The sequence below is a fragment of the Citrobacter sp. Cpo071 genome, assembly GCF_030332765.1.
GTDB classification, from domain to species: Bacteria; Pseudomonadota; Gammaproteobacteria; order Enterobacterales; family Enterobacteriaceae; genus Citrobacter; species Citrobacter portucalensis.
In genome coordinates this window covers 98,010-118,749 of sequence record NZ_JAOWHE010000060.1, presented here as the reverse complement: position 1 = coordinate 118,749, position 20,740 = coordinate 98,010, and the positions used below count along the sequence as shown (strand labels likewise).

Sequence of the window (20,740 nt, the reverse complement as noted above, 5' to 3'; positions counted from 1 at the left end):
CGATTCCTATGTTTAACTTTCGTCTTTTTTGTCGTCAACCAGCGGGCTGGCATCGTGTTCTGCTTCGATCTCTTCTTTCGCCAGCGGGGCCGGTTCTGCCTCTGGCGTCACGAAAGTCTCGGTCGAGATGGCCATTGGCTGGCCGATTTTGGTCACGGAAAGATCCTGCAACTGCTCAACCAGGTTAACTTTGCCAGGTGCGAACAGGTTGATGACGGTGGAACCGAGCTTAAAGCGGCCCATTTCCTGACCTTTCAGCAGCGCCACCGACCCTTCGCTTTCGCCTTCCGGCCAGGTCCAGCGCTTGATGACGCCTTCACGCGGTGGAGTAATGGTGCCAGCCCATGCGGTTTCAATACTGCCGACGATGGTCGCGCCGACCAGAATCTGCACCATCGGGCCAAATTCGGTATCAAACAGACAGATTACACGTTCGTTGCGGGCAAACAGGTTCGGTACGTTTTGCGCAGTCAGGATGTTTACAGAGAAGAGATCGCCCGGCACATACATCATTTCACGCAGGATACCGTTACACGGCATGTGTACACGGTGGTAATCGCGTGGAGACAAGTAAGTGGTTACAAACGTACCGTTGCGGAATTTGTCCGCCATCTGATAGTTGCCAGCCAGCAGCGCTTCAAGGGTATAGCTGTGCCCTTTAGCCTGCAGCAGTTTGTCTTCCTCGATGTTGCCTAACTGGTTAATCACACCGTCAGCGGGCATGACCAGTACGTTTGGATCGGTATTAATCGGGCGAGCATCATCGCGCAGCGGGCGAACAAAGAAGTCGTTGAAGGTGCGATAGCTGGCGGTATCCGGCTTTTGCGCCTCTTTCATATCGACCTTGTAATATTTCACGAACAGATCGATAACCAGTTTGGTCAGCCATCCCGCTCGTTTGCTCGCACCCCAACCCGCCAGGCGAGTGAGCCATAGTTTCGGCAGAATGTATTGTAGCGAAAGCTTAAATGAGTTTAACAAGGTAGCCTCCAGGCCATAATTTGTTCCCGATCCGGCATACGGGCCGGATCCTGAAAAAAGGGGGGACGATTCTAGCGATGCTTAGCTTAGTTGTCAGTTGTCTGTATCAGAAAAGTTTTTACGCGTTTTTACCTGCGCCATGCTTTCCAGGATGCGGTGATAATTTTCAAACCGGGTTTCGGCTATGGCCCCTTTTTCTACAGCCTCACGGATAGCGCAGCCTGGATCGGTATCATGCTTGCAGTCGCGGTATTTGCAATGGCCCAGGTAGTCATGGAATTCGACAAAGCCATGCGTGATTTGTTCCGGCTCCAGATGCCACAGTCCAAACTCACGTACGCCAGGGGAGTCGATAACGTCGCCGCCGTGTGGGAAGTGATACAGGCGAGAGGCCGTGGTGGTGTGCTGTCCAAGGCCGGAGTTGTCAGAGACATCATTGGTCAGGATCTCTTCCTGCAGGCCGAGGAGATTATTGAGCAGGCTGGATTTACCTACGCCCGATTGACCGGCAAAAATGCTGATGCGATCGGTTAATGCTTCTTCAAGCGGTTTCAGGCCGTCTTTAGTGCGGCTTGATACCATCAACACCTGATAGCCAATGTTGCGATAGATATCCATCTGTTCGTTAACGAAGGCCATGCCTTCATCATCCAGCAGATCGATCTTATTCAGCACGATAATCGGTTCAACGTGTAGCGTTTCGCAGGCTACCAGATACCGGTCGATAATATTGAGTGACAGCTCGGGTAAGATGGCTGAGACAATAACGATCTGGTCGATGTTGGCGGCAATAGGCTTTACCCCGTCGTAAAAGTCGGGGCGTGTCAGTACCGAAGTACGATCGTGTACCGCTTCAACGATACCTTTGACATTCACGCCTTCAGCTGCCGCTTTACCCGGGCGCCAGACTACGCGATCGCCAGTAACCAGCGAGCGAATTGTACGGCGGATGTTGCAACGGTGAATTTCACCGTCAGCAGACTCTACGTCGGCATGCATGCCAAAACGGCTGATAACGATGCCTTCAGCGGTTTCGCCAAACAGGTTGTCGTCGTAGTCGGGCTTCTCCGTGGACGTTTTAAGACGACGCTGGTGATTGGCGTTCACACGGCGCTGTTGGCCTTTGGAGAGTTTATTCTTACTCAATCGGACTGGCTCCTGGTCGCCCATGATGGGCAAAACATTTATGATACACACAATTTTAGATCAATGTAGTCACACTGAATGTGACGCTGAAGGGTGGAAAATAGCATGAGTGCCAATGAAAACAACCTGATTTGGATCGATCTGGAGATGACAGGTCTGGATCCCGAGCGCGATCGCATTATTGAGATCGCCACGCTGGTGACGGATGCCAACCTGAATATTCTGGCTGAAGGACCGACAATTGCGGTGCACCAGTCCGACGAACAGCTGGCATTAATGGATGACTGGAACGTACGTACGCATACCGGTAGCGGGCTGGTGGAGCGCGTGAAGGCGAGCACCATGGGCGATCGTGAAGCTGAACTGGCCACGCTGGCTTTTTTGAAAGAGTGGGTTCCGGAAGGGAAATCACCTATCTGCGGCAACAGCATCGGGCAGGATCGTCGTTTCCTGTTTAAATACATGCCGGAGCTGGAGGCGTATTTCCATTATCGCTATCTGGACGTCAGCACGCTCAAAGAGCTGGCGCGTCGTTGGAAGCCGGAAATCCTCGCGGGCTTCACCAAGCAGGGAACACATCAGGCGATGGACGACATTCGTGAATCTGTTGCTGAGCTTGCTTACTATCGCGAACATTTTATTAATCTTTGATTTTGTTCTCCGGTGGCTTGCGTCACCGGTTTTTTGACGCTAAATTGTTCAGCTTGATTGTAAATTAATCATTTGAACGAATTTTCGAAAAAAACGCTTTCAGGGGGGTTGCAGCTAAACGGATTTCTCGTATAATGCGCCTCCCGTAAAGACGCAGAAATGCGAATTACGACAGCAACAAAAGCAGTACAGATTTGCGGGAATAGCTCAGTTGGTAGAGCACGACCTTGCCAAGGTCGGGGTCGCGAGTTCGAGTCTCGTTTCCCGCTCCAAAATTTGAAAGTGCTTATTAAGCACAGACACACCCAAGCGGGAATAGCTCAGTTGGTAGAGCACGACCTTGCCAAGGTCGGGGTCGCGAGTTCGAGTCTCGTTTCCCGCTCCAAAATTTGAAAGTGCTTATTAAGCACAGACACACCCAAGCGGGAATAGCTCAGTTGGTAGAGCACGACCTTGCCAAGGTCGGGGTCGCGAGTTCGAGTCTCGTTTCCCGCTCCAAATTCTTACCCCAATAAAAATATCCACAACGAATAATCGCGTTGGGGACGTTTTGTTTCGTCATTGACATACTCTTGTAAACAGACTTATCCACAGGTTCGGGTATTATTCCTGGAATGCAAAAAACTTCGCCGGGTGAATAGTATCATTTTAACTATTTGAAATTATTAATTTAATTATCATTGCAAATTGTTAATGCGATCACTTGACGATTTTTTCCCTCTTGAATATCAATGTGTTTTTATTTTTATACACAAGCTGTGGATGACTTAAGCGTCGCGCGGCAGACCCTTCTCAATGACCCTGACCAAACGTTGTTTCTGCGGTAGCTGCACCTCAACTACGCAGGCATTTCTCTTCTCGATTTGCTGAGCAACCGCCCACTCTATGTGTTCGTCGAGAAGTGGGTGCTCACCTCTGCGACTTTCCAGTGCGTGAAGAATGGCTTCATCCCAGGGAGCATTGCCCAACGCAACGGCGATATTTCGCAGCCAGCGCAGGTGGCCAATACGACGAATGGCAGACCCCTCCGTGACTTTTAAAAACCACGCTTCGCTCCAGCTAAACAGCTCTATTAACTCCGGAGCATGAAGCTGCTTGCGCGGGTTGAAGTCATCCTCTGCCGTCAACTGTGAATAGCGGTTCCACGGGCAAATAAGCTGGCAATCATCGCAGCCATAAATTCGATTCCCCAACAATGGACGAAATTCTTCCGGGATCGCGCCTTCCAGTTCGATAGTGAGATAAGAGATACAGCGGCGCGCATCCACCGTATAGGGTTCAACAATGGCCCCGGTGGGACAGATGGTCATGCAGGCGACGCATTTCCCGCATCCTTCTTCTACTGGTTGGTCGATCGGCAAGGGTAAATCGATCAGTAATTCCCCGAGGAAGAAAAATGATCCAGCTTCACGATTGAGGATAAGTGAGTGCTTACCTGTCCAGCCAAGCCCGGCTTTTTCCGCTAACGGACGCTCAAGAATGGGCGCAGAATCGACAAAAGGTCTAAAATTCAGCGAAACGCAGTGCTGTTGAATCATCTCTCCCAGCTTTTTTAAGCGGTTACGTAGCAGCTTATGATAGTCGCGCCCCAGCGCGTAACGGCTGACGTAACCCAGAGAAGGATTCTTCAATGTGCTGGCAAAGGCCGCATTGGCTGGAAGATAGTTCATACGTACGCTGATGACACGTAGCGTACCGGGCAATAATTCGTGAGGTCGGGCGCGCATCATGCCGTGACGGGCCATCCAGTCCATCTCGCCGTGGTATTGTTTATCCAGCCAGGCCTGCAGTTTGGGTTCCGCTTCGCTGAGGTCGGTATCGGCAATACCGACCTGCTGAAAGCCAAGCTCCAGCCCCCACTGCTTAATATTTTGCGCTAACTGATTGAGATCGAGGGGCTCTGACATGACGGACCATACAATGAAGAAAAACCCCGCAAGTATACCACACTCCATCTGGCACGCCGATGACATCAGGCGGATGGAGCGAGAGGCGGCAGACAGTTCAGGGCTGACGCTTTACGAACTGATGCAACGGGCGGGAGAGGCGGCGTTTCAGGTCACTCGTGAGGCTTATCCGAACGCCCGGCACTGGCTGGTGCTATGTGGTCATGGCAACAACGGCGGCGATGGTTACGTAGTGGCAAGACTTGCCAAAGCGCTGGGTCTTGAAGTTACGTTGCTGGCGCAGGAAAGTGACAAACCGCTCCCCGAGGAGGCGCAGCAGGCGCGTGATGCCTGGCTTAACGCTGGTGGTGTCATTCACGCGGCGGATATCAATTGGCCAAATAACGTGGACGTCATTATTGATGCGCTGTCAGGCACTGGCTTAAAACATGCGCCGCGTGAGTCTCTCTCGGTATTGATTGAACGTGCCAATTCTCACCCAGCCCCCACCGTGGCGATAGACATTCCCTCCGGCCTGCTGGCGCAGACGGGAGCGACGCCGGGCGCGGTCATCAACGCAGCGCATACCATTACCTTTATTGCACTCAAGCCGGGCCTGCTCACCGGTAAAGCGCGCGATGTCACCGGGCGTCTGCATGTTAACGCACTTGGGCTGGACGACTGGCTGGCGGGACAGAATGCGCCAATACAACGTTTTGATGCTCAACAGCTTGCGCACTGGCTAACGCCGCGTCGACCTACCTCGCACAAAGGCTCCCACGGGCGGCTGGTGATTATCGGCGGTGACCACGGTACGGCAGGCGCAATACGCATGGCCGGGGAAGCCGCGCTGCGAGCAGGTGCCGGGCTGGTCAAAGTGCTGACGCGCAGTGAAAACATTGCGCCTATTTTGACAGCCAGACCGGAACTGATGGTCGATGCGCTGACACCACAGACGCTGGAAGAGAGCCTGGCGTGGGCGGATGTAGTGGTGATAGGCCCCGGGCTTGGTCAGCAGGAGTGGGGCAAAAAAGCGCTGCAAAAAGTGGAGAATTTTCGCAAACCGATGCTCTGGGATGCGGATGCGCTGAACCTGCTGGCAATCAACCCCGATAAACGTCACAATCGCGTGATCACGCCGCATCCAGGTGAAGCCGCGCGACTGCTGGGTTGTTCCATTGCAGAAATTGAAGACGATCGCTTACTTTGTGCACAACGTCTGGTAAAACGGTACGGAGGCGTGGTGGTGCTGAAAGGCGCGGGTACGGTTGTTGCTGCTGAACGGGCGGAGTTGGGTATTATTGATACCGGCAATGCCGGGATGGCCAGCGGCGGAATGGGGGATGTGCTTTCCGGTATTATTGGCGCATTGCTCGGACAGAAGCTTACCCCGTATGATGCAGCATGTGCGGGATGTGTTGCGCACGGAGCAGCGGCGGATGTGCTGGCGGCGCGTTTTGGTACGCGTGGCATGCTGGCGACGGATCTCTTTACCACGCTACAGCGTATTGTTAACCCTGATGTGATTGACGTTTATCATGATGAATCGAGTAATTCCACTACCTGATGAGCAGGCGACTTTAGACCTGGGACTGCGGGTAGCCAAAGCCTGTGACGGCGCGACGGTTATATATTTGTACGGCGACCTGGGGGCGGGTAAAACCACCTTCAGCCGGGGATTTCTGCAGGCGTTAGGTCATAAAGGTAATGTAAAAAGCCCCACCTACACGCTGGTTGAACCCTATTCACTCGATAACTTGATGGTATATCACTTCGATTTATACCGACTTGCGGACCCAGAGGAGCTGGAATTTATGGGGATCCGCGATTATTTTGCCAATGATGCCATCTGCCTGGTGGAATGGCCGCAACAAGGTAAAGGTGTACTGCCAGACCCGGACGTCGAAATACACATTGAATACCAGGCGCAAGGTCGAGAGGCGCGTGTAAGCGCAGTCTCCTCATCAGGTGATTTATTGCTGGCGCGTTTAGCCGATTAACCTTAAGGGTGGCGGGATGATTTATCGCATCAGAAACTGGCTGATGGCAACCCTGGTCCTGCTGTGCGCGCAGGCAGGGGCCGCCAGCCTCTCCGATCTTCAGGTGTCCAATGGCGATCAACAGGCGCGGATTACGCTGAGCTTTATTGGCGATCCTGAATATGCCGTTTCGCAGGACGGGAAACGAACCGTCGCGCTGGATATCAAACAAACCGGTGTGATTCAGGGGTTACCGCTGCTGTTTAGCGGCAATAATCTGGTGAAATCTATCCGTTCCGGCACGCCAAAAGATGCGCAATCTCTGCGCCTGGTGGTGGATTTAACCGAGAACGGTAAAGCCGAAGCAGTAAAACGCCAGAACGGCGGCAATTATACCGTCGTGTTTACCATCAACGCTGATGCGCCGCCGCCTCCACCTCCCGTGGTTGCAAAGCGTGTTGAAGCGCCGATTGTTGCCCCACGTCCTGTCGAGCCAGCGCGCAATCCGTTTAAAGCAGAAAACGATCGCACTACGGCTGTGACTAACAGCAATACCTCCACGCGCCCTGCGGCGCGCGCCAGCACCAGCAACGGCGATAAGGTGGTGATTGCCATTGATGCCGGACACGGTGGACAGGATCCTGGCGCTATTGGTCCTGGCGGCACGCGTGAGAAAAACGTCACGATTGCCGTGGCGCGCAAGCTGCGCAGTTTGCTCAATGATGACCCGATGTTTAAAGGTGTACTCACCCGTGATGGTGATTACTTTATCTCGGTGATGGGGCGTTCAGACGTCGCGCGTAAACAAAACGCCAATTTCCTGGTTTCTATTCACGCGGATGCCGCGCCAAATCGTGATGCCACAGGTGCTTCCGTTTGGGTGCTGTCAAACCGTCGGGCGAACAGTGAGATGGCCGGCTGGCTGGAACAGCACGAGAAGCAATCGGAGCTGTTGGGCGGCGCGGGCGATGTGCTGGCAAACAGCCAGTCCGATCCTTACCTCAGCCAGGCCGTACTGGATCTGCAGTTCGGTCATTCGCAGCGCGTCGGGTATGATGTGGCGACCAGCATGATCGGCCAGTTAGAACGTATTGGTTCGATGCATAAGCGTCGTCCAGAACACGCCAGTCTTGGCGTACTGCGTTCGCCTGATATCCCGTCAGTGCTGGTTGAAACCGGCTTTATCAGTAACAACAGCGAAGAACGTCTGTTGGCGAGCGATGATTACCAGCAGCAACTGGCTGAGGCGATTTACAAAGGATTGCGTAACTATTTCCAGGCGCACCCGATGCAAACCGGGCCGCAGGGCGCACCGGCGCAAACCGCCAGCGCCATATCGCCGGGTAACACGTTAACAAATTAAGGATTAGCCATGCCGATTCAGGTTCTACCGCCACAGCTGGCGAACCAGATTGCCGCAGGCGAGGTGGTAGAACGGCCTGCGTCAGTGGTGAAAGAGCTGGTGGAAAACAGCATCGATGCCGGTGCGACGCGCATTGATATCGATATTGAACGCGGCGGAGCGAAGCTTATCCGTATTCGTGACAACGGCTGCGGGATTAAAAAAGACGAGCTGGCGTTGGCGTTGGCGCGTCATGCCACCAGTAAAATAGCCTCGCTTGACGATCTTGAAGCCATCGTGAGCCTCGGATTTCGCGGCGAAGCGCTGGCCAGTATCAGCTCCGTGTCTCGCTTAACCCTTACATCGCGTACGCAAGAACAACCCGAAGCCTGGCAGGCGTATGCCGAAGGGCGTGACATGGATGTCACAGTTAAACCCGCTGCGCATCCGGTGGGAACCACGCTGGAGGTGCTGGATCTGTTCTACAACACCCCGGCGCGGCGCAAATTTATGCGCACCGAGAAAACCGAATTTAATCATATCGACGAGATTATTCGCCGCATTGCGCTGGCGCGTTTTGATGTGACGATAAATTTGTCGCACAACGGCAAAGTGGTGCGACAGTACCGGGCAGTGGCCGCGGATGGGCAGAAAGAGCGCCGACTGGGTGCGATTTGCGGCACGCCGTTTCTGGAACATGCGCTGGCGATCGAATGGCAGCATGGTGATTTAACATTGCGCGGCTGGGTGGCCGATCCTAACCACACAACGGCAGCACTGGCAGAAATCCAGTACTGCTACGTGAATGGTCGGATGATGCGAGACCGGCTGATCAACCATGCTATCCGCCAGGCCTGTGAAGATAAGCTGGGAGCCGATCAACAGCCCGCTTTTGTGTTGTATCTGGAAATCGATCCGCATCAAGTGGATGTCAACGTACACCCTGCTAAACATGAGGTCCGTTTCCATCAATCCCGCCTGGTGCACGATTTTATTTACCAGGGCGTGTTGAGCGTCCTGCAACAGCAGCTTGAAACGCCGCTGCCGTTGGCTGATGACGACGAACCCGCTCCAAGGCACATCCCGGAAAACCGCGTTGCTGCTGGACGCAACCATTTTGCCGAGCCGGCTCCCGCGCGTGAACATGCGACACCGCGGTACTCAGCATCCGCTGGCACTGGAAGTGGCAATAGTGGTGGCGGTGGCCGTCAGGCGGGAGTCAGTTGGCCTCATGCTCAACCCGGATACCAAAAGCAGCAGGGCGAAATTTATCAGCAACTGATGCAGACGCCGGCTCCAACGCGTAAAACGCCGGTCTCTGAAACGCCATCGACGCCTCTGACTGGCAGCAGTCAGGGCTTTGGCCGGGTGCTAACGATAGTTGGTGCAGACTGCGCGTTACTCGAGTGCGATGGCCATATTCGGTTGTTGGCATTACCGGTGGCTGAGCGTTGGTTGCGTCAGGCGCAGTTAACGCCGGGTCAGGGAGCGGTTTGTGCTCAACCGTTACTGATCCCTTTACGTCTAAAAGTGACCGCTGATGAAAAAGCGGCACTGCAAAAAGGACAGAGCCAACTGGCTGAGTTGGGCATTGAATTTCAGCTGGATGCGCAGCATGTGACCATCCGGGCGGTGCCTTTACCCTTACGCCAACAAAATTTACAAATCTTGATTCCTGAACTGATAGGCTACCTGGCGCAGCAATCCGTATTCGAGCCGGGCAATATTGCACAGTGGATCGCACGTAACCTGATGAGCGAGCATCCACAGTGGAGCATGGCACAGGCGATTACGCTATTAGCGGATGTTGAGCGGCTCTGCCCACAACTCGTGAAGGCACCGCCGGGTGGTCTGTTACAACCTGTTGATTTACATTCGGTAATGAATGCCCTGAAACATGAGTGATACCCGTAAGGCGAGCCTGCCAAAGGCGATTTTTTTGATGGGGCCAACGGCCTCCGGTAAAACGGCATTAGCAATTGAATTGCGTAAAGTTTTGCCCATAGAGTTGATAAGCGTTGATTCCGCCCTTATTTACAAGGGGATGGATATCGGTACAGCCAAGCCTGATGCAGATGAATTACAGGCCGCACCGCACCGATTGCTGGATATCCGCGATCCATCGCAGGCGTACTCCGCTGCGGATTTTCGTCGCGATGCGTTAGCCGAGATGGCCGACATCACCGCCGCGGGCCGTATCCCGTTGCTGGTGGGCGGCACAATGTTATATTTCAAAGCTTTGCTTGAAGGACTGTCGCCGTTACCGTCGGCGGACCCGGAAGTCAGGGCCAGAATTGAGCAGCAGGCGGCAGAGCAGGGTTGGGACGCGTTACACCGACAGCTTCAGGATATCGATCCCGTGGCAGCAGCGCGTATTCATCCAAATGATCCGCAAAGACTTTCCCGGGCACTGGAAGTTTTTTTCATTTCGGGTAAAACTTTAACGGAGCTGACGCAAACGTCAGGAGATGCTTTGCCGTATCAGGTGCATCAGTTTGCAATCGCCCCGGCGAGCCGTGAACTGCTCCATCAGCGAATTGAGCAGCGTTTTCATCAGATGTTAGCTTCAGGTTTTGAAGCAGAAGTCCGGGCGCTTTTTGCCCGTGGAGATTTGCATACGGATTTGCCTTCCATTCGTTGTGTAGGGTATCGCCAGATGTGGTCATACATTGAAGGTGAAATTTCATACGATGAAATGGTTTATAGAGGTGTTTGCGCCACGAGGCAGTTGGCGAAGCGACAGGTAACCTGGTTGCGTGGTTGGGAAGGGGTGCACTGGCTTGACAGTGAAAAGCCTGACCAGGCGCGAAACGAAGTATTACAGGTTGTTGGTGCTATCGCGAACTGAATGTGTACAATTGAAACGTATCGTGCGCAATTTTTCAGAATCGAAAGGTTCAAAGTACAAATAAGCATATAAGGAAAAGAGAGAATGGCTAAGGGGCAATCTTTACAAGATCCGTTCCTGAACGCACTGCGTCGGGAACGTGTTCCAGTTTCTATTTATTTGGTGAATGGTATTAAGCTGCAAGGTCAAATCGAGTCTTTTGATCAGTTCGTGATCCTGTTGAAAAACACGGTCAGCCAGATGGTTTATAAGCACGCGATTTCTACTGTTGTCCCGTCTCGTCCGGTTTCTCATCACAGCAATAATGCCACCGGCGGCACAGGCAGCAACTACCATCACGGTAGCAACGCGCAAGGTTCATCTGCGCAACAGGACAGCGAAGAAACCGAATAAGGTTATTAGCTGTTTTACATACGGGGAGCCAGCGATCCTGTGTTCCCCGTTGATTTATATTAAGGGGTTGACGCTTGTTTGACCGTTATGATGCCGGTGAGCAGGCGGTACTGGTACACATCTATTTTTCGCAAGACAAAGATATGGAAGACCTCCAGGAGTTTGAATCTCTGGTTTCTTCCGCCGGTGTCGAAGCAATGCAGGTGATTACCGGGAGCCGTAAAGCACCGCACCCGAAGTATTTTGTTGGTGAAGGTAAGGCAATCGAAATTGCCGAAGCCGTAAAAGCGACTGGCGCTGCGGTGGTGATTTTTGATCATGCTCTAAGCCCTGCCCAGGAACGTAACCTGGAACAGTTGTGCCAGTGTCTTGTTATCGACAGGACTGGTCTCATTTTAGATATTTTTGCCCAGCGTGCGCGAACCCATGAGGGTAAGTTGCAGGTTGAGCTGGCGCAGTTGCGCCATATGGCTACGCGTCTGGTCCGTGGCTGGACTCACCTTGAACGGCAAAAGGGCGGGATTGGTTTGCGCGGTCCGGGTGAAACCCAGCTCGAAACCGACCGTCGTTTGCTGCGTAATCGCATTTTGCAGATACAGTCGCGCCTGGAAAAAGTTGAAAAGCAACGTGAGCAGGGGCGACAGTCGCGCAAGAAAGCGGATGTCCCAACCGTATCACTGGTGGGATATACCAACGCCGGAAAATCCACCCTGTTCAACCAGATCACCGAAGCCCGGGTCTACGCAGCGGATCAGCTGTTTGCGACCCTGGACCCGACGCTACGCAGAATAGACGTGGCGGACGTGGGTGAGACCGTGCTGGCGGATACCGTTGGGTTTATCCGTCATTTGCCGCACGACCTGGTGGCGGCGTTTAAGGCCACCTTGCAGGAAACACGTCAGGCGACATTGTTGCTGCACGTTATTGATGCAGCAGATTTTCGTGTGCAGGAAAACATTGAGGCCGTCGACACGGTGCTCGAAGAGATCGATGCGCATGAGATCCCGACCCTGCTGGTGATGAATAAAATCGATATGTTGGATGACTTTGAGCCGCGTATCGACAGAGATGAAGAGAATAAACCCATTCGCGTTTGGGTATCAGCGCAAACGGGGATTGGTATACCACAACTTTTTCAGGCTTTGACTGAGCGACTTTCCGGTGAGGTGGCGCAGCATACGTTGCGTTTGCCGCCGCAGGAAGGGCGTTTGAGAAGCCGGTTTTATCAACTTCAGGCAATAGAAAAAGAGTGGATGGAGGAGGACGGCAGCGTAGGTCTGCAGGTTCGTATGCCGATCGTAGACTGGCGTCGCCTCTGTAAACAAGAACCGGCACTGGAAGACTATGTTGTCTGATCTGACGGATATGGCCTGAAGATTTTTTCGCCTCTATACCTTGTGGATTTTGTGCGGCAGGAAGGCGGCAAGTCCTGAAATCTCCAGGAGCATAGTCAACTATGTGACTGGCGTTGAGGGACGCAGCCAACGCAACGGCAGCGCAAAAGACGCAGGTATAGCATCGCATAACAAATATGGAGCACAAAAATGGCGTGGAATCAGCCCGGTAATAACGGACAAGACCGCGACCCCTGGGGAAGCAGCAAACCTGGCGGCAACCCTGAGGGAAATGGAAACAAAGGTGGTCGCGAGCAGGGACCTCCCGATCTGGACGATATCTTCCGCAAACTGAGTAAAAAGCTCGGTGGTCTGGGTGGCGGTAAAGGTACTGGCTCTGGCGGCGGTAGTTCATCGCAAGGCCCGCGTCCGCAACTGGGCGGTCGAGTCTTTACTATCGCAGCGGCCGCTATCGTCATTATCTGGGCGGCCAGCGGTTTCTATACCATTAAAGAAGCGGAACGCGGCGTGGTGACACGCTTCGGTAAATTCAGCCATTTGGTTGAACCGGGTCTGAACTGGAAACCGACCTTTGTCGACGAAGTGACACCGGTCAACGTTGAAGCCGTGCGTGAACTTGCCGCATCCGGCGTCATGCTGACCTCTGACGAAAACGTCGTGCGCGTCGAAATGAACGTACAGTACCGCGTGACCGATCCGCAGCGTTACCTGTTTAGCGTAACCAGCGCGGATGACAGTCTGCGTCAGGCTACCGACAGTGCCCTGCGTGGGGTTATCGGTAAATACACCATGGACCGTATCTTGACCGAAGGTCGTACCGTTATTCGTAGCGATACCCAACGCGAACTGGAAGAAACGATCCGTCCGTACAACATGGGTATCACTCTGCTGGACGTCAACTTCCAGGCTGCACGTCCGCCGGAAGAAGTAAAAGCCGCGTTTGACGATGCTATCGCAGCACGTGAAAACGAACAGCAGTACATCCGTGAAGCGGAAGCGTACACCAACGAAGTTCAGCCGCGTGCAAACGGCCAGGCGCAGCGTATTCTGGAAGAAGCGCGTGCGTATAAGACTCAGACAATCCTGGAAGCACAGGGTGAAGTGGCTCGCTTCGCAAAAATTCTGCCGGAATATAAAGCCGCACCGCAAATTACCCGCGAGCGTCTGTATATCGAAACCATGGAAAAAGTGCTGAGCAATACCCGCAAAGTCCTGGTTAACGATAAAGGCAGCAATTTGATGGTTCTGCCGCTGGATCAAATGCTGAAAGGTGGTAGTGCACCAGCAGCAAAGACTGACAGCAGTTCAAACCTGCTGCGTCTGCCGCCAGCAACGACTTCCAGCACTGGAGCAAGCAACACATCGTCCACCAGTCAGGGCGATATTATGGACCAACGCCGCGCGAATGCGCAGCGTAACGACTACCAGCGTCAGGGGGAATAACGATGCGTAAGTCAGTTATTGCGATTATCATCATCGTTCTGGTAGTTCTGTTCATGTCTGTCTTTGTGGTCAAAGAAGGCGAGCGCGGTATTACTCTGCGCTTTGGTAAAGTTCTGCGTGACGATGAAAACAAGCCGCTGGTCGTTGCACCAGGCCTGCACTTCAAGATTCCGTTTATTGAATCTGTGAAGATGCTGGATGCGCGTATTCAGACCATGGACAACCAGGCCGATCGCTTTGTTACCAAAGAGAAGAAAGACCTGATCGTTGACTCCTACATCAAGTGGCGCATCAGTGACTTTAGCCGTTACTACCTGGCAACGGGCGGTGGCGATGTTTCTCAGGCGGAAGTCCTGCTGAAACGTAAGTTCTCTGACCGTCTGCGTTCTGAAATTGGTCGTCTGGACGTGAAGGACATCGTTACCGATTCCCGCGGTCGTCTGACCCTGGAAGTTCGTGACGCGCTGAACTCCGGTTCTGCTGGCACGGAAGATGAAGTGGCGACTCCGGCAGCAGATAGCGCGATTGCCGAAGCGGCTGAACGTGTTCAGGCTGAAACGAACGGTAAAGTACCGGTCATCAACCCGAACAGTATGGCAGCATTGGGCATCGAAGTAGTTGACGTGCGTATTAAGCAAATCAACCTGCCTGCTGAAGTGTCCGAGGCTATCTACAACCGTATGCGCGCTGAGCGTGAAGCGGTAGCGCGTCGCCATCGTTCACAAGGCCAGGAAGAGGCGGAAAAACTGCGTGCAACGGCTGACTATGAAGTCACTAAAACGCTGGCAGAATCTGAGCGTCAGGGCCGTATTATGCGCGGTGAAGGTGATGCAGAAGCCGCTAAGCTGTTTGCCGATGCGTTCAGTCAGGATCCGGACTTCTACGCCTTCATCCGTAGCCTGCGTGCTTACGAGAAGAGCTTTGAAGGGAATCAGGACGTAATGGTCATGAGCCCGGACAGCGATTTCTTCCGCTACATGAAGACACCAAATACCGCGACACGCTAATCGCGTTCCAGCGGTTTTAAAGCAGCAAAACCACCGGCATCTCCAGGGATGCGGTGGTTTTCTTTTTATATAAGGGCGATGGATGAATTCAACAATTTTGCTGGCGCTCGCGCTGGTTTTGGTGCTGGAAGGGCTGGGTCCGATGCTTTATCCCAGCGCATGGAAGAAAATGATCTCTGCAATGGCGCAACTTCCCGAAAATATTTTGCGTCGTTTTGGTGGAGGTCTTGTGGTTGCGGGCGTTGTGGTCTACTACATGTTGAGGAAAACGATTGGCTGAACAATAAGTAGACTAATTTGCGGATTTTCGCATGCAAAAAGTGCTGTATATCTGAAAAAGCGGTGGTAGAATCCATTTTTAAGCAAACGGTGATTTTGAAAAATGGGTAACAACGTCGTCGTACTGGGCACCCAATGGGGTGACGAAGGTAAAGGGAAGATCGTCGATCTTCTGACTGAACGGGCTAAATATGTTGTGCGCTACCAGGGTGGTCACAACGCAGGCCATACTCTCGTAATCAACGGTGAAAAAACCGTCCTCCATCTTATTCCATCAGGCATTCTTCGCGAAAACGTAATCAGCATCATCGGTAACGGTGTTGTTCTGTCTCCGTCCGCGCTGATGAAAGAAATGAAAGGACTGGAAGATCGTGGTATCCCGGTTCGCGAGCGCCTGCTGCTGTCTGAAGCTTGTCCGCTGATCCTTGATTATCACGTTGCGTTGGATAACGCTCGTGAGAAAGCGCGTGGCGAGAAAGCGATCGGTACTACCGGTCGTGGTATCGGTCCGGCTTATGAAGACAAAGTAGCTCGTCGCGGTCTGCGTGTTGGCGATCTGTTTGATAAAGCAACTTTCGCTGAAAAACTGAAAGAAGTGATGGAATATCACAACTTCCAGCTGGTGAATTTCTATAAAGTTGAAGCAGTTGACTACCAGAAAGTGCTGGATGATGTGATGGCTATCGCCGACATCCTGACCTCAATGGTTGTTGATGTTTCCGATCTGCTGGACCAGGCGCGTAAGCGTGGCGATTTCGTCATGTTTGAAGGTGCGCAGGGTACGCTGCTGGATATCGACCACGGTACCTATCCGTACGTAACGTCCTCCAACACCACCGCAGGTGGCGTGGCAACCGGCTCCGGCCTGGGCCCACGTTATGTGGACTACGTTCTGGGTATCATCAAAGCTTACTCTACTCGTGTAGGTGCGGGTCCGTTCCCGACTGAGCTGTTTGATGACGTTGGCGAGTTCCTGTGCAAACAAGGTAACGAGTATGGCGCGACCACCGGTCGTCGTCGTCGTACCGGTTGGCTGGATTCCGTTGCTGTACGCCGTGCAGTACAGATTAACTCCCTGTCTGGCTTCTGCCTGACCAAACTGGACGTACTGGACGGTTTGAAAGAGGTGAAAATCTGTGTTGCTTACCGTATGCCGGACGGCCGCGAAGTAACGACTACTCCGCTGGCAGCTGACGACTGGAAAGGTATCGAGCCGATTTACGAAACCATGCCGGGTTGGTCTGAATCCACCTTCGGCGTGAAGGAACGTAGCGGTCTGCCGCAGGCAGCGCTGAACTACATCAAGCGTATTGAAGAACTGACCGGTGTGCCGATTGATATTATCTCAACTGGCCCAGACCGTACTGAAACCATGATCCTGCGCGACCCGTTCGACGCATAATTCTGGTTATAGCGTAGCGTCAAACGGCGCTGCGCTTGCACTAATTTATGCCGGATAAGGTGCTTTGCATCAGAATCCGGCTTAAAATCACGTAAGTTCCTCGCTTTTTTCCTTCCCGAACTGAAATAAATTAGCGACCTGGCTGGTGGCTGGTTTATCATCAATGTAATTAATACTACCAGGTATATCCGTTTTATCCCTTTTCCTGAGGTTGATGTGCAGTTAACAAGTTTCACCGATTACGGATTACGTGCGCTAATCTACATGGCGTCACTTCCCGAAGGACGTATGACCAGTATTTCTGAGGTGACAGAAGTCTACGGCGTGTCCCGTAATCATATGGTCAAAATAATCAATCAACTTAGCCGGGCGGGCTTTGTTACTGCTATTCGAGGAAAAAATGGCGGTATCCGCCTGGGTAAACCCGCTAAGGATATTGGTATTGGTGATGTGGTTCGCGAGCTGGAACCCTTATCGTTGGTCAACTGTAGCAGCGAGTTTTGCCATATTACCCCGGCCTGTCGACTCAAACAGGCGCTTTCTAAAGCAGTGCAAAGTTTTCTCACGGAACTGGACAACTACACACTTGCTGATTTGGTTGAAAAGAATCAACCGCTTTATAAATTATTGCTGGTGGAGTAACGACTCCCGCCAGCAGCGATGATGACGGAGGAACCGACATGTCACAAGATCCTTTCCAGGAACGCGAAGCAGAAAAATACGCGAATCCTATCCCGAGCCGGGAATTTATCCTCGAACATTTAACTAAACGTGAAAAGCCGGCCAACCGCGATGAGCTGGCCGCTGAACTCAATATTGAAGGTGAAGAGCAGCAAGAAGCGCTGCGTCGTCGCCTGCGCGCGATGGAGCGTGACGGACAACTGGTCTTCACCCGTCGTCAATGCTATGCGCTGCCGGAGCGTCTCGACCTGCTGAAAGGTACCGTTATTGGCCACCGTGATGGCTACGGCTTTCTGCGCGTTGAAGGCCGCAAAGATGACCTGTATCTGTCCAGCGAGCAAATGAAAACCTGCATTCATGGCGATCAGGTGCTGGCGCAGCCGTTGGGCGCGGACCGTAAAGGTCGCCGCGAAGCGCGTATTGTGCGCGTACTGGTGCCGAAAACCAGCCAGATTGTCGGCCGCTACTTCACCGACGCTGGTGTTGGATTTGTCGTCCCAGACGACAGCCGCCTGAGCTTCGATATTCTGATCCCGCCGGAAGAGGTAATGGGCGCTCGTATGGGCTTTGTGGTTGTCGTTGAACTGACCCAGCGTCCAACTCGCCGCACTAAAGCGGTGGGTAAAATTGTTGAAGTGCTGGGTGACAACATGGGAACCAGCATGGCCGTTGATATGGCCCTGCGTACTCATGAAATCCCATATATCTGGCCGCAGGCGGTTGAGAAACAGGTCGCCGGGCTGAAAGAAGAAGTGCCGGAAGAGGCGAAAGTAGGACGTGTCGATCTGCGCTCCCTGCCGCTGGTGACTATCGATGGCGAAGATGCGCGCGACTTCGACGATGCGGTTTATTGCGAGAAGAAACGCGGCGGTGGTTGGCGTTTATGGGTGGCGATTGCTGACGTAAGCTATTACGTTCGCCCGCCGACTCCGCTGGACCAGGAAGCGCGTAGCCGTGGCACATCCGTTTACTTCCCGTCGCAGGTTGTTCCGATGCTGCCGGAAGTGCTGTCCAACGGATTGTGTTCACTCAACCCGCAGGTGGACAGGTTGTGTATGGTCTGTGAAATGACCATTTCGTCGAAAGGCCGTTTAACCGGCTTTAAATTCTACGAAGCGGTCATGAGTTCCCACGCACGTCTGACCTACACCAAGGTCTGGCATATGCTGCAAGGCGACCAGGAGCTGCGTGAGCAGTACGCACCGCTGGTTAAACACATTGAAGAGCTGCATAACCTCTACAAAGTGCTGGATAAGGCCCGTGAAGAGCGTGGCGGTATCTCGTTTGAAAGTGAAGAGGCGAAGTTTATCTTCAATGCTGAACGCCGTATTGAGCGTATCGAGCAGACGCAGCGTAACGACGCGCACAAGCTGATTGAAGAGTGCATGATCATGGCGAACATCTCCGCGGCACGATTCGTTGAGAAAGCCAAAGAGCCAGCGCTGTTCCGTATTCACGATAAGCCGACGACCGAAGCGATTAACTCGTTCCGTTCCGTCCTGTCAGAGCTGGGGCTGGAGCTGCCTGGTGGCAACAAACCTGAGCCGCGTGATTACGCTGAACTGCTGGAGTCGATTGCTGACCGTCCTGACGCAGAAATGCTGCAAACCATGCTGCTGCGTTCGATGAAGCAGGCGATTTATGATCCGGAAAACCGTGGTCACTTTGGCCTGGCGCTGCAATCTTATGCACACTTTACTTCACCGATCCGTCGTTACCCGGATCTCTCCTTGCACCGGGCGATTAAGTATCTGCTGGCGCAGGAGCAGGGCCATAAGGGCAACACCACGGAAACCGGTGGCTACCATTATTCGATGGAAGAGATGCTGCAACTGGGTCAGCACTGTTCGATGGCCGAGCGCCGTGCTGATGAAGCCACGCGCGATGTCTCTGACTGGCTGAAGTGCGACTTCATGCTGGACCAGGTGGGTAATGTCTTCAAAGGCGTGATTGCCAGCGTGACCGGATTTGGTTTCTTTGTCCGTCTTGATGAACTGTTTATCGACGGTCTGGTGCATGTCTCCTCTCTGGATAACGACTACTATCGTTTCGACCAGGTTGGGCAGCGCCTGACGGGGGAATCCAGCGGCCAGATGTATCGCCTGGGCGATCGCGTGGAAGTTCGCGTGGAAGCAGTCAACATGGACGAGCGTAAGATCGACTTCAGCTTGATCTCCAGCGAACGTGCGCCGCGTAATGAAGGTAAAACCGCGCGCGAAAAAGCCAAAAAAGGCGATGCGGGTAAAAATACCGGTAAACGTCGTCAGATGGGCAAAAAGGTGAATTTCGAGCCGGACAGCGCTTTCCGCGGCGAGAAGAAAGGCAGAGCCAAACCTCAGGCGGATAAGAATGCGGCTGAGAAGAAAGGCGATAAAAAAGCGAAAAAGCCCTCGGCAAAAACGCTTAAAATTGCTGCCGCCACTAAAGCTAAACGTGCGGCGAAAAAGAAAGTCGCACAATAACAGCCATAGACTGTAAGTCGGGCAACCTTTGCGTTGCCCGGCGTTACGCATAAACTATTAACGAGTACATTCATGAGTGAAATGATTTACGGCATCCATGCGGTGCAGGCCCTGCTGGAACGTGCGCCTGAGCGCTTCCAGGACGTCTTTATTCTCAAAGGTCGTGAAGATAAACGCCTGCTGCCGCTGATCCACGCACTGGAAGCACAGGGTGTTGTCATTCAACTGGCTAACCGTCAGTTTCTGGATGAGAAAAGCGAGGGTGCGGTACATCAGGGGATTATTGCTCGCGTGAAGCCGGGCCGTCAGTATCAGGAAAACGATCTGCCGGATCTGATTGCTACGCTCGATCAGCCGTTCTTTTTGATTCTCGATGGCGTCACCGATCCGCATAACCTGGGTGCATGCCTGCGTAGCGCTGATGCTGCTGGCGTACATGCTGTAATCGTACCGAAGGATCGTTCCGCACAGTTGAATGCGACGGCGAAAAAAGTGGCCTGTGGTGCGGCAGAAAGCGTACCGCTGATCCGCGTGACCAACCTGGCGCGCACCATGCGTATGCTGCAGGAAGAGAATATCTGGATCGTCGGAACCGCAGGTGAAGCCGACCATACTCTCTATCAGAGCAAAATGACCGGTCGTCTGGCGCTGGTGATGGGCGCAGAGGGTGAAGGTATGCGCCGTCTGACCCGCGAACACTGTGACGAACTGATCAGCATCCCGATGGCAGGGAGCGTTTCGTCATTGAACGTTTCAGTTGCGACGGGCATCTGCCTGTTTGAAGCCGTCCGCCAGCGCGGCTAATTCATTCTCTATGTCTCTTAAGCCATCCCTCGGGATGGCTTTTTTGTGACCTGAATCCCAGGCACTCTCTTGTCTGGCTGA

The 20,740-nt window shown here is 53.2% G+C and carries 18 protein-coding genes and 3 tRNA genes; 18 read left to right on the top strand and 3 right to left on the bottom strand.

Annotation, left to right across the window (positions count from 1 at the left end; translation table 11 throughout):
- Positions 1 to 12: 12 nt before the first annotated feature.
- Positions 13 to 981, bottom strand: coding sequence for an archaetidylserine decarboxylase (asd, locus tag OGY09_RS02485; protein WP_008785997.1), 969 nt, complete (start codon positions 979 to 981; stop codon positions 13 to 15).
- Between the two features lie 93 nt (positions 982 to 1,074).
- Complete coding sequence (gene rsgA, locus OGY09_RS02480) at positions 1,075 to 2,127, bottom strand: small ribosomal subunit biogenesis GTPase RsgA (RefSeq protein WP_172111153.1); 1,053 nt, start codon at positions 2,125 to 2,127, stop codon at positions 1,075 to 1,077.
- A gap of 105 nt (positions 2,128 to 2,232) precedes the next feature.
- On the opposite strand from rsgA, the gene orn reads away from it, so the two are divergent.
- From orn to OGY09_RS02460, 4 genes are all read left to right on the top strand, one after another.
- Positions 2,233 to 2,778, top strand: a complete 546-nt coding sequence (gene orn / locus OGY09_RS02475) for an oligoribonuclease (protein WP_020996267.1) — start codon at positions 2,233 to 2,235, stop codon at positions 2,776 to 2,778.
- A 196-nt stretch (positions 2,779 to 2,974) separates the two neighbouring features.
- Positions 2,975 to 3,050 (top strand) — tRNA-Gly (locus tag OGY09_RS02470).
- 37 nt (positions 3,051 to 3,087) lie between these two features.
- Positions 3,088 to 3,163, top strand: a tRNA-Gly gene (locus OGY09_RS02465).
- A gap of 37 nt (positions 3,164 to 3,200) precedes the next feature.
- Positions 3,201 to 3,276 (top strand) — tRNA-Gly (locus OGY09_RS02460).
- A gap of 269 nt (positions 3,277 to 3,545) precedes the next feature.
- Here the strand turns inward: OGY09_RS02460 and queG are convergent.
- The gene (gene queG / locus OGY09_RS02455; RefSeq protein ID WP_032942165.1) at positions 3,546 to 4,685 is read right to left on the bottom strand and encodes a tRNA epoxyqueuosine(34) reductase QueG; all 1,140 of its coding nucleotides are present in this window, start codon (positions 4,683 to 4,685) and stop codon (positions 3,546 to 3,548) included.
- On the opposite strand from queG, the gene nnr reads away from it, so the two are divergent.
- From nnr to rlmB, 14 genes are all read left to right on the top strand, one after another.
- Positions 4,684 to 6,231, top strand: coding sequence for a bifunctional ADP-dependent NAD(P)H-hydrate dehydratase/NAD(P)H-hydrate epimerase (gene nnr, locus OGY09_RS02450; RefSeq protein ID WP_032942166.1), 1,548 nt, complete (start codon positions 4,684 to 4,686; stop codon positions 6,229 to 6,231). The genes queG and nnr overlap by 2 nt on opposite strands.
- Positions 6,203 to 6,664: a tRNA (adenosine(37)-N6)-threonylcarbamoyltransferase complex ATPase subunit type 1 TsaE gene (tsaE, locus tag OGY09_RS02445; RefSeq protein ID WP_008786002.1), complete on the top strand. Its 462-nt coding sequence runs from the start codon at positions 6,203 to 6,205 to the stop codon at positions 6,662 to 6,664. Before nnr ends, tsaE begins: the two co-directional genes overlap by 29 nt.
- Positions 6,665 to 6,680: 16 nt before the next feature.
- Complete coding sequence (amiB, locus tag OGY09_RS02440; protein ID WP_032942167.1) at positions 6,681 to 8,006, top strand: N-acetylmuramoyl-L-alanine amidase AmiB; 1,326 nt, start codon at positions 6,681 to 6,683, stop codon at positions 8,004 to 8,006.
- Positions 8,007 to 8,015: 9 nt separating this feature from the next.
- Entirely contained in the window at positions 8,016 to 9,890 is a 1,875-nt protein-coding gene (mutL, locus tag OGY09_RS02435) for a DNA mismatch repair endonuclease MutL (protein WP_032942168.1), read from the top strand.
- Positions 9,883 to 10,833 carry a tRNA (adenosine(37)-N6)-dimethylallyltransferase MiaA gene (miaA, locus tag OGY09_RS02430; protein ID WP_003839486.1) on the top strand — a complete coding sequence of 317 codons (951 nt, stop codon included), beginning with the start codon at positions 9,883 to 9,885 and terminating at the stop codon, positions 10,831 to 10,833. Before mutL ends, miaA begins: the two co-directional genes overlap by 8 nt.
- 84 nt (positions 10,834 to 10,917) lie before the next feature.
- Positions 10,918 to 11,226, top strand: a complete 309-nt coding sequence (hfq, locus tag OGY09_RS02425) for an RNA chaperone Hfq (RefSeq protein ID WP_003025584.1) — start codon at positions 10,918 to 10,920, stop codon at positions 11,224 to 11,226.
- A 74-nt stretch (positions 11,227 to 11,300) separates the two neighbouring features.
- On the top strand, positions 11,301 to 12,581 hold the full coding sequence (gene hflX / locus OGY09_RS02420; protein WP_003025589.1) for a ribosome rescue GTPase HflX: 1,281 nt from the start codon (positions 11,301 to 11,303) through the stop codon (positions 12,579 to 12,581).
- 189 nt (positions 12,582 to 12,770) lie between these two features.
- Positions 12,771 to 14,024, top strand: coding sequence for an FtsH protease activity modulator HflK (hflK, locus tag OGY09_RS02415; RefSeq protein ID WP_008786005.1), 1,254 nt, complete (start codon positions 12,771 to 12,773; stop codon positions 14,022 to 14,024).
- Positions 14,025 to 14,026: 2 nt separating this feature from the next.
- Entirely contained in the window at positions 14,027 to 15,031 is a 1,005-nt protein-coding gene (gene hflC, locus OGY09_RS02410; RefSeq protein WP_003830491.1) for a protease modulator HflC, read from the top strand.
- A gap of 82 nt (positions 15,032 to 15,113) precedes the next feature.
- Entirely contained in the window at positions 15,114 to 15,311 is a 198-nt protein-coding gene (locus tag OGY09_RS02405; protein WP_003025602.1) for a DUF2065 domain-containing protein, read from the top strand.
- Between the two features lie 102 nt (positions 15,312 to 15,413).
- Entirely contained in the window at positions 15,414 to 16,712 is a 1,299-nt protein-coding gene (gene purA, locus OGY09_RS02400; RefSeq protein WP_003025606.1) for an adenylosuccinate synthase, read from the top strand.
- 216 nt (positions 16,713 to 16,928) lie between these two features.
- Positions 16,929 to 17,354, top strand: a complete 426-nt coding sequence (gene nsrR, locus OGY09_RS02395; RefSeq protein WP_003830485.1) for a nitric oxide-sensing transcriptional repressor NsrR — start codon at positions 16,929 to 16,931, stop codon at positions 17,352 to 17,354.
- 38 nt (positions 17,355 to 17,392) lie between these two features.
- Positions 17,393 to 19,855 (top strand): ribonuclease R, encoded by a 2,463-nt coding sequence (gene rnr, locus OGY09_RS02390; protein WP_008786007.1) that lies wholly within the window; start codon positions 17,393 to 17,395, stop codon positions 19,853 to 19,855.
- 72 nt (positions 19,856 to 19,927) lie between these two features.
- Positions 19,928 to 20,659: a 23S rRNA (guanosine(2251)-2'-O)-methyltransferase RlmB gene (rlmB, locus tag OGY09_RS02385; protein WP_003830482.1), complete on the top strand. Its 732-nt coding sequence runs from the start codon at positions 19,928 to 19,930 to the stop codon at positions 20,657 to 20,659.
- The last annotated feature ends 81 nt before the right edge of the window (positions 20,660 to 20,740 follow it).

Bases quoted from the DNA above. Each gene is read 5' to 3' on its own strand.
- orn (WP_020996267.1), top strand. From the start codon at position 2,233: ATGAGTGCCAATGAAAACAACCTGATTTGGATCGATCTGGAGATGACA.
- nnr (WP_032942166.1), top strand. From the start codon at position 4,684: ATGACGGACCATACAATGAAGAAAAACCCCGCAAGTATACCACACTCC.
- queG (WP_032942165.1), bottom strand. From the start codon at position 4,685: ATGTCAGAGCCCCTCGATCTCAATCAGTTAGCGCAAAATATTAAGCAG.
- tsaE (WP_008786002.1), top strand. From the start codon at position 6,203: ATGATGAATCGAGTAATTCCACTACCTGATGAGCAGGCGACTTTAGAC.
- amiB (WP_032942167.1), top strand. From the start codon at position 6,681: ATGATTTATCGCATCAGAAACTGGCTGATGGCAACCCTGGTCCTGCTG.
- mutL (WP_032942168.1), top strand. From the start codon at position 8,016: ATGCCGATTCAGGTTCTACCGCCACAGCTGGCGAACCAGATTGCCGCA.
- miaA (WP_003839486.1), top strand. From the start codon at position 9,883: ATGAGTGATACCCGTAAGGCGAGCCTGCCAAAGGCGATTTTTTTGATG.
- hfq (WP_003025584.1), top strand. From the start codon at position 10,918: ATGGCTAAGGGGCAATCTTTACAAGATCCGTTCCTGAACGCACTGCGT.
- hflK (WP_008786005.1), top strand. From the start codon at position 12,771: ATGGCGTGGAATCAGCCCGGTAATAACGGACAAGACCGCGACCCCTGG.
- hflC (WP_003830491.1), top strand. From the start codon at position 14,027: ATGCGTAAGTCAGTTATTGCGATTATCATCATCGTTCTGGTAGTTCTG.
- OGY09_RS02405 (WP_003025602.1), top strand. From the start codon at position 15,114: ATGAATTCAACAATTTTGCTGGCGCTCGCGCTGGTTTTGGTGCTGGAA.
- purA (WP_003025606.1), top strand. From the start codon at position 15,414: ATGGGTAACAACGTCGTCGTACTGGGCACCCAATGGGGTGACGAAGGT.
- rnr (WP_008786007.1), top strand. From the start codon at position 17,393: ATGTCACAAGATCCTTTCCAGGAACGCGAAGCAGAAAAATACGCGAAT.
- rlmB (WP_003830482.1), top strand. From the start codon at position 19,928: ATGAGTGAAATGATTTACGGCATCCATGCGGTGCAGGCCCTGCTGGAA.